Genomic DNA, 12,105 nt, shown 5'->3' with positions numbered 1-12,105 from the left:
GGCGACCGGCTTGTAGCGCTGCTCAGCCCTGCTGGAACAGTTCCGCCGGCAGCGGCTTGAGCAGCGCGTACAGGTCGTCCGTGATCGGGCGGTCCCAGGACGCGATGGTCACGAGCACGTTGTCGCTGCGGTCGAACTGCACGCAGGAGATCCGCGTCTCGGACAGCTTCAGGCGGCGCACCACGAGGAGGTTGTCGCCCTGCATCACCGGGACGTCCTCCACGTCGGTGACGGTGACTTCCTCGTCGTTCTCCAGCGCTACGAGGAGCTGGGCGACCTCGAAGGGGATCTCGCCCTCGCCGACCTCGCGGGCCGGGGAGCCCTCGGGGAGGTTGCCGATGACCATCGCGGGGCCGCGGCCGCCGAAGAGGTCGTAGCGCAGGAACACGCCCTGGCAGGTTCCGTCGGGGGCGGGCAGCAGGCCGGCACCGAGGTTGCCCGGCCAGTCGCCCGGGTCCATGGCCAGGACGTCGAAGTCGGGACCCGCGGGGGTCGCTGCGCGGCGGCGGAGGAAGGACATGCGGCCAATGGTACGTCGACGCTCCGCGTGGATCGGGTTCGGGTCGTCCTGATTGACGCCGACGTCTTCGTTCGCGGCACCGGGGGCTGTGCCCACCCGTTCCGCCGTGCGGAACGCCTGCCCACAGCGGTGCGGACTACTCCCCCAGCGCGGCTGCGAGCCCGGAGGGCTCCGTGCCGAGTTTGCGGTACGCCGCGGAGAGGAGCCGTACCGTGGTCGGCTCGTCCAGACGAAGCTCCGCCGCTATCTCCGCCGGGCACAAGCCGCGCACCGCGCACCGTGCTGCGGCCCGCTCACGTGCGGTGAGCGTGTCGGTCACCGCGCCGCGCAGGGGGCGCGGCCGCAGGCCCGACGCGGCGAGTTCTTCGCGGGCGTACTGGACCAGGCCGTCGGCTCCGCAGCCGACCGCCGCGTCGAGCCCTCGGTAGAGGTGGTCGGCGGCCTCTTTGGAGCGGCCCTTGCGGCGCTGTTCCGCGCCGAGGGCGACGAGGGAGCGGGCCAGCTCGTAGCCGGCGGGTGAGCGTTCCAGGTGGGCGACGGACTCCTCCAGGAGCTTGCCGCGGTCGGTGCCGACCGAGACCTCGGCCGCGGTGCGCAGCGCCTGGCCGATGCCGGACGGGGTGCCGAAGTGGCGGGCCCGCTCGACGGCGTCCGCGGCGAGGGCCCGGGCCCGCTCGGGTGCGTCCGGGGCCTCGGCGCGGGCGAGGTGCAGCTGCCAGGGGCACCAGGCGGGGTTGCGCATGCCGCGCGGGTCGAGGCGGCGGCCCGCGGCGGCGAGTTCCTCGGCGGCCTCTTCGGTGCGGCCGAGCGCGAGGAGGAGTTCGCCGTACACGGTCTGCGCGTCGGGGAAGACGACGGCGGCGGGGAACGGCTGTCCGAAGGAGTGCGCGTCCGCCACCTCCTTGGCCTCGGCGATCCGGCCGCGCGCGAGCAGCACTTCGACGAGGGTGCCGACGGCGTACCAGTGGGCGGGGGTGCCGGGTCCTACGCGCTCGGCGAGGCGCAGGCCCGCGCGCACGAAGTCCTCGGCCTCGGCGAGCCGGCCGCGCCGGTGGCGTACGTAGCCGAGCAGGGTGTACGCGAAGGAGAGGTGGCCGCCGCGCCAGCCGGACTGCTCGAAGTCGGCGATGCCCTCGACGAAGAGGTCCTCGGTGCGGCCGGGGCGGTCGGCGTAGAGGAAGGCCATGGCGACGAGGACGGGGACCTCGAAGCCGCGGTCCTCGTCGGCGGCCCAGCGCAGGCCTCCGGCGAGGGCGCGCTCGGCGTACTGGATGACCGCGGCGGCTCCTTCGCCGCGCAGGGTGGCGTCCCAGGCGCGCAGGCCGATGATGTAGCGCTCGGTGAGGTCGCGTCCGCTGAGCCGGTCGGCGAGTTTCGCGAGGCGGCGGGAGCGGGCCGGGGAGTCGGGTTCGTCGGCGCGGAAGGCGTCCCACATGAACTGTTCGGCCTGCATGCGCAGGCGGACGCGCGGGTCGTCGGTGACGCGGATCTCGCGGGCGAGGGTCTCGGATGCCTCGGCCAGGCGGTCGGTGTGGGCGAGGACTTGGGAGAGGCGGTAGACGATGCCGTGGCGCAGGGTGGGGTCGGTGATGGGTTCTTCGAGGGCGGCGCGCAGGTGGTTGACGGTGGTGGCGGGTTCGGTGAGGAGGGAGGCGCTGCCGAGTTCGTAGAGGACGGCGGCGCGGTCGTCGAAGGCGGGTGGTTCGCGCAGGGCGCGGGCGAGGTAGCGGCGGGCGGCGTCGGGGGCGCCCGCGCGGACGGTCTCGGCGGCGGCGGCGCGCAGTTGTCGCACGACCCACGGGTCGCCTTCGGGGTGGGTCTCCAGGAGGTGCCGGGCGGCTGCGATGGGGCCGAGTCCGGCGTCGAGGACGGTCTGGGCGGCCTTGCCGTGCAGGGCGACGCGGAGGGGTCCTGGGATGGCGCGGTAGACGGCGGTGGCGATGAGCGGGTGGACGAATTCGAGGGGTTCCACGCCCTTGAGTACGCGGGCCATGCGCAGCCGGTCGGTGGCGTCGGTGGCGTCCTCGAAGCCCAACCCGGCTACGTTGGCGGCGAGTTCGGGTGCGATCTCGGTGCCGAGGACGGCGCAGGCCCAGGCGAGGTGGACGGTGGCGGGGCCGAGGCGTTCGATGCGGGCTACGAGGCCGCTGCCCCGTGCGGCGGCGGCGAGGTCGCGCAGCAGGTGGGCGCCGTTCTCGGTTGGGGTGAGGCCGCGGTCGCGGACCTTGGCGGTCAGCTCGACGGCTTCGAAGGGGTTGCCCGCGGTGACGGCCCAGCACTCGCGGCAGAACGCGTCGTCGGCGTGGCCGCCGAGGGATTCGCGGACGAGTGAGGCGATGGCGGTGGCGCTGAGCGGTTCGAGGCCGAGGGTGCGGCGCCCGGACCTGCCGGGGAGGCCGCGCAACGCCTCGGCGTGGTCCGGGAGTTCTTCGGGCCGGTAGGCGACGACGAGCAGCAGGGGTAACTCCTCGGCGCGCGGGGCGAACGCGGCGAGCCAGCTCAGGGACTCGGGGTCAGCCCAGTGGGCGTCGTCGAGGACGAGCACCATGGGGGCCTGCTGTACGGCGAGGTGGGTGAGCACCCAGTCGAGGCCGTCGCGCAGGCCCTGCGGGTCGGGTGGCGCGCCTTCGGTGGGGGCGCACAGGCCGAGGGCGGGGCCCACGATCGCGTACCAACTGCCCAGCGTGGCCTGGAGGTCGGCGGCGGGGATGCCCGCGAGGCGCGGCTGGAGGAGTTGTCGCGCGACGTGGAAGGCGACGCCCTGCTCCTGGTCGCCACCGCGCGCGTACAGCACGGTGCAGCCTTTGGCGGCGGCCCTGCGGCGCACCTCGGCGAGGAGGGTCGTCTTGCCGAGTCCGGCGGGCGCGGCGACGGCGAGCAGTGCGCCGTGCGGCCGCTCCGGGGACTCTCCACTCCCCTTGGCCAGCCCGGCCAGCTCGTCCAACACCACGTCCACAGCGGCGAGTTCACTGTCCCGCTCGAACAGTCTCCGCCTGCCCCGGCCGTCGCTCCGCACCATGGCGCACCCCCACCCGCGGCGCGGTCGCGCACCGCGGTTTCCAGGCAGCTCAGCGTACGCCGGGGCGAGTCCGCCGGAGTGTGATGCGGGGTTCTTGGTACGGAATCGTGTGCCGCGGGCGCGGATAAGGTACGGGCGCATGAACCGGAACGTGCTCGACTACTGGCGGGCCGGCCTGGACGCGGTGCCGGAGGAGGTATGGGAGCACCCGTCCGTCGAGGTCCTGCTGCTCGCCGACAATCGCCTCGCACACCTGCCCGCGCCCATCGGCACCCTCTCCCGCCTGCACACCCTCGACCTCGGCCACAACCGCCTCACCTCGGTCCCGCCGGAACTCGGCGACCTCACCGGCCTGACCCGCTTCCTGTACCTGCACGACAACCGGCTCACCGAACTGCCGGATTCGCTGGGCCGCCTCGACCGACTCGGGTACCTGAACGTCGGCGAGAACCGGCTGACGACGCTGCACTCCACGCTCGGCTCGATGACCGGGCTGGTGGAGCTGCGCGCCCAGCACAATCGGCTCGCCGCACTGCCGGAGAGCATCGGCGGGCTCTCGGCGCTGCGGGAGCTGTGGTTGCGGGGCAATCGGCTGTCGGCGCTGCCCGCCGCCGTGCGGGACCTGGCGGAGTTGCGGGAGGTGGAGTTGCGGGAGAACGCGTTCGAGGTCGTGCCCGGGGCGCTGCGCGGGCTGCCGCGGCTGCGCCGGGTCGACCTGCGGGGCAATCGGCTGCGGGAGCTGCCGGGGTGGCTGGCGGAGCTGCCGTGTCTGGAGAAGCTCGATCTGCGGTGGAACGACGTGCGCGTCCCGCCCGGTCTGCTCGACGAGCTGGCCGGGCGGGGGTGTGTCGTGCTGCGGTGAGCCGGGGTGCGGCTCAGTCCTCCTCGGGCTCCGGCGGCACCACGGCCACCGGGCTCGCCGCGTGCAGCAGCACCGCGTGGGTGACCGAGCCGAGCATGGGGGCGGGGCGGGTGAGGCGGCGGCGGTGGCGGCCGACGACGAGGAGGTCCGCTTCGCGGGAGTTCTCGACGAGGCGGCCCGCCGCGTCGCCCGGAAGCACGGAAACCTCAACCTCAACTTTAGGGTTAGATTCGCGCAGCTCCTTGAGGGTTTCCTCGGCCACTCGAAGCGTGTCGCGCTCGGCCGCCTCCTGGTCGACGGTCGTCGGCGTGAAGTCCCCGTACGCGGTCCAGCCGAGAACGGGCCACGGGTACACCACGACGACGTGCGCCCGCGCCCCGGTGCGCGCCGCGTGCGCGAAGGCGAAGCCGAGCGTCGCCAGGTCCGGGTCGTCCGTCTTGAGCCCGACCACGACGCGCGGCCCCGCGGGAACGGGCTCGTCGCCGTGCACCTCGCGGCCCGGCCGTGGCACCACCACGACGGGGCAGGCGGCATCGCGCGCCGCCGCCACGCCGTTGGAGCCGAGCAGCAGGCTGGCGAATCCGCCGCGGCCGCGCGAGCCGAGGACGAGGAGCTGTGCGTCGCCGCTCATCTCGGGCAGCACCACGGCCGGAAGCCCGGTCCGGCTGATGAATTCGAGCGGCGGCAGCCCCTCGCGGCCCTCCAGGTCCTTGCGCAGCTGCGTGAGGACCGTGTCGTTCTCGGGTTCCTCGACGAGGCCCGCCGCGAGCACCTCGGCGCGGACGAACGGCGCGTACTGCCGTACGTGCACGACGCGCAGCTCGGCGCCGCGCCGGTTCGCTTCGGCGAGCGCCCACTCCAGGGCGCGCAGGCTGTCCTCGGAGCCGTCGAACGCGGCGAGGACGGGCTGGGAGTGCGGGCTTGCCATGATTACGTCGCCTCCGACACCGGGCGCGTCGCCGCGCCCTCATTGACCGGCTGTTCCTGTGGCCAGGCTCGCAAAAGCCAGGGCCACAGGACAGGGTCGTAGGTCCCGTGTCGGATCTACGTAGGCAACTCCATGGCTGCGTATCGCTACGTGAGGTCGAACTCGCCCTCGCGGGCGCCGCTCACGAACGCCCCCCACTCGGCCGGCGTGAAGATCAGGGACGGGCTCTCGGGGCTGCCGCCGTTGCGCATCGCGATGAAGCCCTCGACAAAGGCGATCTGGACATCGCCGAGACCTCTGCTGCTGGAACGCCAGTCAGCCCCACTGAGATCCAGGTCCGGCTTCTCCCACCCCATGAGCGGGTGCTGGTCGATGGTGCTCTCGGCCACGTCCGTGCTCCTCCCGGTTCGTCGTCCGTGCGCCAGCCTAGCGATCGGCCCGTGCCCCGCACAGGCCGCGAGAGCGACGAAGGTCAACGCGCGTTCATCGGGTGGGTGGTTCGGAGCCGACGAGCCACATGGAGAAGAACTGCGAGCCGCCTCCGTAGGCGTGCCCGAGGACCTTCCGCGCGCCGTCGACCTGGTGTTCTCCGGCCTGTCCTCGCACCTGGAGGGCGGCCTCGGCGAAGCGGATCATGCCGGAGGCGCCGATGGGGTTGGTGGACAGGACGCCGCCCGACATGTTGACGGGGAGGTCCCCGTCGAGTTCCGTGACGCCGGATTCGGTGAGTTTCCAGCCCTCTCCCTCGTCGGCGAACCCGAGGTTCTCCAGCCACATCGGCTCGTACCAGGAGAACGGGACGTACATCTCGACGGCGTCGATCTCGCGGCGCGGGTCGGCGATTCCGGCCTGCCGGTACACGTCGGCGGCGCAGTCCTTGCCGGCCTGCGGGGACACGAAGTCCTTGCCCGCGAAGAGGGTCGGCTCGCTGCGCATGGCGCCGCCGTGCATCCAGGCGGGCGGCTTCGGCGAGCGGTCCGCGCCCGCGCGGTCGGTGAGGATCATGGCGCAGGCGCCGTCGGAGGAGGGGCAGGTCTCGGAGTAGCGGATGGGGTCCCAGAGCATGGGCGCCGCCTGGACCTTCTCCAGGGTGATGTCCTGCTCGTGGAGGTGTGCGTAGGGGTTCTTGAGGGCGTTGCGGCGGTCCTTGTAGGCGACGAGGGAGCCGACGGCGTCAGGGGCGCCGGTGCGTCGCATGTAGGCGCGCACGTGCGGCGCGAAGAAGCCGCCGGCCCCGGCCAGCAGTGGCTGCTGGAAAGGGATGGGGAGCGAGAGGCCCCACATGGCGTTCGACTCGGACTGCTTCTCGAAGGCGAGGGTGAGTACGGTGCCGTGGACGCGGGCCGCCACGAGGTTCGCGGCGACGAGCGCGGTCGAGCCACCCACGGATCCGGCCGTGTGCACGCGCAGCATCGGCTTGCCGACGGCGCCGAGGGCGTCGGCGAGGTACAGCTCCGGCATCATGACGCCCTCGAAGAAGTCGGGCGCCTTGCCGATGACGACGGCGTCGATGTCGGCCCAGGTCAACTCGGCGTCGGCGAGGGCCCGTTGGGCCGCTTCGCGGACGAGTCCCGCGATGGAGACGTCTTGGCGGGCGGCGACGTGCTTGGTCTGGCCGATGCCGACGACGGCTACGGGCTCCTTGGCAGACACGGCTTTCGACATCACTGGTCCTCCCCTTCGAGTACGGCGACCAGGTTCTGCTGCAGGCAGGGCCCGGAGGTGGCGTGCGCGAGGGCGCGCCGGGAGCTCCCGCCGTGGATGCGGGCGGCGGCCTCGCCGATGCGGATGAGCCCGGCGGCCATCACCGGGTTGGCGGCGAGCGCGCCCCCGGACGGGTTCACACAGACGTCGTCGCCGAGGCGCAGGGCGCGTCGCAGGACGACTTCCTGCGAGGTGAACGGGGCGTGCAACTCGGCGGTGTCGACGGGCCGTTCGAAGGCTCCGGCGTTCTCGGCGGCGAGCCGCGTCGAGGGCGAGTCGGTGAGGTCGCGCACCCCGAGGCTGTGCGCCTCGATGCGGTGGTCGATGCCGCGGATCCAGGCGGGCCGCTCGCACAGCTCGCGCGCCCGGTCCCCGGCGGCGAGGATCACGGCGGCGGCGCCGTCCCCGATCGGCGGGCAGTCACCGGTGCGCAGCGGATTTACGACGTAATCGCCGTGGGGGACGTTTCCGCGCAGTTGGGCGTGCGGATTGTCGGCGGCGGACTCGCGGCTGCGGGCGGCGACTCCGGCGAGCGCGGGCTCGTCGGTGTGCCCCTCGTCGATGAGTGCCTGCGCCTGGAGGGCGGCGAGCGCGACGGAGTCGGGCCACAGCGGGGCGACGTAGTACGGGTCGAGCTGGCGCGTCAGGACGTCGCGTACGGAGCCGGGTGAGGACTTTCCGTACGAGTAGACGAGCGCGGTGTCGGCCTCGCCGGTCAGCAGTTTGGTCCACGCTTCGTACATGGCCCAGGCGCCGTCCATCTCCACGTGCGACTCGGAGATCGGCGGCCAGGCGCCGACGCCGTCGAGGGCCATGGTGAAGGAGAAGGCGCGTCCCGCGAGGTAGTCGCTCGATCCCGAGCAGGTGAACCCGATGTCGCTGGTCTTCAGTCCTGTACCGGCGAGGACCTCGTGCAGGACGGGCATCAGCATCTCGACTTCCGACTGTTCGTCGGAGGTACGTGTGTGGTCGGTCTGCCCGAAGGCGACGACGGCGATGTCCCGGATCGGCGGCCGCATCAGATCATCTCCCTGTAGGTCTCGTAATCGGCGTCGGGTTCACCGGTGGGCCGGTAGTGGTCCGGGTAGCGCCCGCCCTCCGTCCACACCGGTTCGACGCGAAGGCCCATCCGCACCTCGTCGTACGGGATGCCGGCGATGCGGCCGTGCAGGGCGAGGTCGGCGCCGTCGAGGGCGATGTGGGCGTACACGTACGGGACTTCGATGTCGAGGTTCTTCGCCTTGATGTTCACGATGCAGTACGTGGTGACGGTGCCGCCGGGGCCGACCTCGACCTGGTCCGTGGTGGCGACGCCGCAGGTGGGGCAGGCGCCGCGCGGCGGGATGTACACCTTGTGGCAGGAGGGGCAGCGCTCACCCACGGTGCGGCGTTCGGCGAGGGCGTTGATGTAGCGGGTCTGGGCGCCGCCGGGGCTGTAGGTGTAGTCGAGGCGGGCCTCGGCGACGATGCCGGTGACGGGTTCATCGAACTCGCCGCTGTGCGGGGCGACTTGAGAGGGAGCGTCGTCACCCTCGTATGGTTCGAAGCACGCGATGTCCGTGATGGCGCCCTCGCGCTCCTCGGCCCAGCGGATTCGGACGCGCTGTCCGGTGTGCACGGCGTCGGGTCCGGTGACGTCGAGGGCGTGCAGCAGGGCGGTGTCGGCGCCGTCCAGCTTGACGAGGACCCAGGCGAAGGGGGTGTCGAGGGGCTGGCCGCGCCGTGGTTCGGGGTTCCAGGCCCAGGTGGTGACGGTGCCGGTGGCGCCGACCTCGACCAGGTCGCGGATCTCGTCGGCGGTCACGGGGTCGTACTCGACGGGCGGCACCATCACCTTGCCGTCCGTGGTCTTGACGCCGAGGACGACGCGGTCGCGCAGTCCGCTGAGGAAGGCGGACTGGACGGGGCCGAGGGAGCGCGTGAAGGGGAACTCCACGACCAACGGCGCGCGCAGCACCTCCGGTTGGGCGGTGGATGTCATGAGGCCTCCTTGGAGTGCGGTCGAATGGGTGGGGGGGTGCGGTGACTCACTCCCGGCGGAACTCGGCGGGGCGCTTCTCGGCGAACGCGCGGGCGCCTTCCTTCGCGTCGGCGGTGTCGAAGATGGGCCAGCCGCGCTTCAACTCCGAGGCGAGGCCGTCGGTTTCGGTCATCTCGGCGGTCTCGTAGACGGAGGCCTTGACCGCCTCGACGGCCAACGGGCCACAGGCGTTGATCTGTTCGGCGATTTCGAGTGCCGTGTCGAGCGCGGTGCCGTCGGGCACGACGCGTCCGACGAGCCCGATCGCGGCGGCCTCCGGCGCCGGGTAGGGCCGACCGGACAGGAGCATCTCCAGGGCGTGCGTACGAGGCACCTGGCGCGGCAGCCGCACCGTGGAGCCGCCGATGGGGAAGAGGCCGCGCTTGACCTCGAAGAGGCCGAACGTCGCCGACTCCCCCGCCACCCGGATGTCCGTGCCCTGAAGGATCTCCGTGCCGCCCGCGACGCAGTGCCCCTCGACCGCCGCGATGACGGGCTTTCGGGGCCGGTGGTGGCGGAGCATCGCCTTCCAGTGCAGATCGGGGTCGGCCTTGAGCCGGTCCCGGTAGTGCTCGCCCTCCATGCCCTTGCCCGCGAGCGCCTTGAGGTCCATTCCCGCGCAGAAGACACCACCGGCCCCGGTGAGCACGATGGAGCGGACCGAGTCGTCCGCGTCGGCCTCCAGCCACCCGTCGTAGAGGCCGACGAGCATCGGCAGGGACAGCGCGTTCTTGGCCTCGGGCCGGTTCAGTGTGAGTACGAGCGTGGCGCCCTCGCGGCGCACGTCGAGATGTTCGGTGCCACCCATGACGGGTCCTCCAGTCAGCCGCAGCCTCGGACCTGGAACAGGTTGCAGGAGCGCACGTGCCAGTTCAAGAGTTTTCTGACACTCAGTCAGTTTTCTTGTGCGAGGGCCCTTCCCCCTTACTCCCGGTTCTGTTCTGATGACGGCCAGGAGAGAGTTGCGGCCTGGATCAGGAGGAGCGCGGTGGAGTACAACCTTGCCGACCTGTTCGAGTCGGTCGTCGACGTGGTCCCCGACCGCGAGGCGCTCGTCTACGTCGATCACCCCGGTACGGGCGCGGAACGCCGGCTCACGTACGCGGAGCTGGACGCGGCGGCGAACCGCGTCGCACACCACCTCATCGCGGCCGGGATACAGCCCGGCGAGCACCTGGGCCTGCACCTCTACAACGGCATCGAGTACCTGCAGACGGCCCTGGGGTGCCTGAAGGCGCGCGTCGTGCCGGTGAACGTCAACTACCGGTACGTGGAGGAGGAGCTGGTCTACCTCTACCAGGACGCGGACCTCGTGGCGCTGGTCTTCGACGCCGAGTTCACGCCGCGCGTGGCGGCGGCGCTGCCGCGCACACAGAAGCTGCGGCACCTGGTGCGGGTGGGTGCGCCGGAGGCGGACGCGCCGCCGTTGAAGGCGGTGGACTTCGAGGAGGCGACGGCGCAGGCATCGGACGGGCGCGGGTTCCCGTCGCGCTCGCCGGACGACCAGTTCATCATCTACACCGGTGGCACGACGGGCATGCCGAAGGGTGTGATGTGGCGTCAGGAGGACCTGTTCTTCGCGGGGTTGGGCGGTGGAGCGCCGACTGGTGAGCCGGTGTCACGGCCACAGGAGCTGGCCGAGCGGGTGGCGGCGGGCGGTGACGGCATCACGTTCTTCCCCACTCCCCCGCTGATGCACGGCACGTCGACGCTGACCGCGTTCATCGGCTTCAACTTCGGTCAACGCGTCGTCATCCACCGCAAGTTCGTGCCGGAGGAGGTGCTGCGCACCATCGAGAAGGAGAAGGTGACGAGCGTTTCCTTGGTGGGCGACGCGATGCTGCGCCCGCTCATAGACGCCCTGAAGGGGCCGCTCAAGGGCACGGACTGCTCGTCGATGTTCAGTGTCTCGTCCTCGGGCGCCATCATGTCGGACACGGTGCGCCGGCAGTTCCAGGAGCTGGTGCCGAACACCATGCTGCTGAACAACTTCGGCTCGTCGGAGTCCGGCTTCAACGGCACGGCGACGGCCGGTTCGGGCGCGGGTTCCGGATTCCACGTGCAGGTCAACTCCCGTACGCAGGTGGTGGATCCGGCGACGTACGAGCCGGTCGGGGTCGGCGAGGTGGGCCGGATCGCGCAGCGCGGTCACGTCCCGCTCGGCTACTACAACGACCCCGCGAAAACCGCCGAGACCTTCTTCCAGAAGGGCGACGAGCGGTGGGTGCTGCTCGGTGACATGGCGACGGTCGACGCGGACGGCATCGTCAGCGTGCTCGGGCGCGGCTCGCAGTGCATCAACACCGGCGGCGAGAAGGTGTATCCGGAGGAGGTCGAGCAGGCGCTCAAGTCACACCCGGACATCTACGACGCGCTGGTGGCCGGGGTGCCGGACGAGAAGTGGGGCAACCATGTGGCGGCGGTCGTCCAACTCGCGGACGGGGCGCCCCAGTTGACCCTGGAGACGGTGCAGACGCACTGCCGCACGCACCTCGCCGGCTACAAGATTCCCCGGCAGCTGGTGGTGACGGACACCATCCAGCGTTCGCCGAGCGGCAAGGCGGACTACCGGTGGGCGCGGCAGGTGGCGGCGGAGGGGAAGGGCTGAGCCCGGCCCCCCGTTGCGCCCCCGGTCGAGTCAGTCGAGGCAGAACTCGTTCCCCTCGATGTCCTGCAGCGTGATGCAGGACTCGTTCTCCTCGTCGGCGTGCTGGGTCAGGACGTGTGTCGCGCCGAGCTTCATCAGGCGGGCGGCCTCGGCTTCGAGGGTGGCGAGCCGTTCGTCACCCACGAGACCGATGCCGGCCCGCACGTCGACGTGCACCCGGTTCTTGACGACCTTCCCTTCGGGGACGCGCTGGAAGTACAGGCGCGGCCCCTCCCCGGTGGGGTCGGCGGCGGCGGACCATGCCTCGTCCTCGTCCGCCCCGGGCGGCATGACGTATCCCAGCACCTCGCACCAGAAGCGGGCGACGCGCACCGGCTCCGCGCAGTCGAAGGTGATCTGCATCTTCTTGATCGCTGTCACCGGCGCACCATAGCAAGGGTGTTC

The 12,105-nt window shown here is 71.7% G+C and carries 11 protein-coding genes; 2 read left to right on the top strand and 9 right to left on the bottom strand.

What is annotated here, in order from left to right:
• Positions 1-22 precede the first annotated feature (22 nt).
• Positions 23-520 carry a hypothetical protein gene (locus tag RBJ65_RS35135; RefSeq protein WP_306319468.1) on the bottom strand — a complete coding sequence of 166 codons (498 nt, stop codon included), beginning with the start codon at positions 518-520 and terminating at the stop codon, positions 23-25.
• A gap of 136 nt (positions 521-656) precedes the next feature.
• A complete protein-coding gene (locus tag RBJ65_RS35130) occupies positions 657-3,539 on the bottom strand; it encodes an AAA family ATPase (protein WP_306319467.1) in 2,883 nt (960 codons plus the stop codon).
• A 139-nt stretch (positions 3,540-3,678) separates the two neighbouring features.
• On the opposite strand from RBJ65_RS35130, the gene RBJ65_RS35125 reads away from it, so the two are divergent.
• The gene (locus RBJ65_RS35125; RefSeq protein WP_306319466.1) at positions 3,679-4,401 is read left to right on the top strand and encodes a leucine-rich repeat domain-containing protein; all 723 of its coding nucleotides are present in this window, start codon (positions 3,679-3,681) and stop codon (positions 4,399-4,401) included.
• A 13-nt stretch (positions 4,402-4,414) separates the two neighbouring features.
• On the opposite strand, the gene RBJ65_RS35120 is transcribed toward RBJ65_RS35125, so the two are convergent.
• From RBJ65_RS35120 to RBJ65_RS35095, 6 genes are all read right to left on the bottom strand, one after another.
• Complete coding sequence (locus RBJ65_RS35120; RefSeq protein WP_306319465.1) at positions 4,415-5,329, bottom strand: universal stress protein; 915 nt, start codon at positions 5,327-5,329, stop codon at positions 4,415-4,417.
• A gap of 146 nt (positions 5,330-5,475) precedes the next feature.
• Positions 5,476-5,718: a DUF397 domain-containing protein gene (locus RBJ65_RS35115; protein ID WP_306319464.1), complete on the bottom strand. Its 243-nt coding sequence runs from the start codon at positions 5,716-5,718 to the stop codon at positions 5,476-5,478.
• A gap of 94 nt (positions 5,719-5,812) precedes the next feature.
• Complete coding sequence (locus tag RBJ65_RS35110; protein ID WP_306319463.1) at positions 5,813-6,994, bottom strand: thiolase domain-containing protein; 1,182 nt, start codon at positions 6,992-6,994, stop codon at positions 5,813-5,815.
• The gene (locus RBJ65_RS35105; protein ID WP_306319462.1) at positions 6,994-8,052 is read right to left on the bottom strand and encodes a thiolase domain-containing protein; all 1,059 of its coding nucleotides are present in this window, start codon (positions 8,050-8,052) and stop codon (positions 6,994-6,996) included. The genes RBJ65_RS35110 and RBJ65_RS35105 overlap by 1 nt, the downstream gene beginning before the upstream one ends.
• On the bottom strand, positions 8,052-9,014 hold the full coding sequence (locus RBJ65_RS35100; protein WP_306319461.1) for a Zn-ribbon domain-containing OB-fold protein: 963 nt from the start codon (positions 9,012-9,014) through the stop codon (positions 8,052-8,054). Before RBJ65_RS35100 ends, RBJ65_RS35105 begins: the two co-directional genes overlap by 1 nt.
• Positions 9,015-9,060: 46 nt before the next feature.
• Positions 9,061-9,861, bottom strand: coding sequence for a crotonase/enoyl-CoA hydratase family protein (locus RBJ65_RS35095; protein WP_306319460.1), 801 nt, complete (start codon positions 9,859-9,861; stop codon positions 9,061-9,063).
• Positions 9,862-10,041: 180 nt separating this feature from the next.
• Between RBJ65_RS35095 and RBJ65_RS35090 the strand changes: the two genes are divergently transcribed.
• On the top strand, positions 10,042-11,661 hold the full coding sequence (locus RBJ65_RS35090) for an acyl-CoA synthetase (protein ID WP_306319459.1): 1,620 nt from the start codon (positions 10,042-10,044) through the stop codon (positions 11,659-11,661).
• A 30-nt stretch (positions 11,662-11,691) separates the two neighbouring features.
• Here the strand turns inward: RBJ65_RS35090 and RBJ65_RS35085 are convergent, their stop codons facing one another.
• The gene (locus tag RBJ65_RS35085; protein ID WP_372341297.1) at positions 11,692-12,063 is read right to left on the bottom strand and encodes a VOC family protein; all 372 of its coding nucleotides are present in this window, start codon (positions 12,061-12,063) and stop codon (positions 11,692-11,694) included.
• Positions 12,064-12,105: the final 42 nt, after the last annotated feature.

It is taken from the genome of Streptomyces sp. KL109B, from assembly GCF_030766935.1.
Taxonomy (GTDB): Bacteria; Actinomycetota; Actinomycetes; order Streptomycetales; family Streptomycetaceae; genus Streptomyces.
The sequence above is the reverse complement of the archived record's forward strand: the minus strand, read 5'-3'. Positions and strand labels throughout refer to the sequence as shown.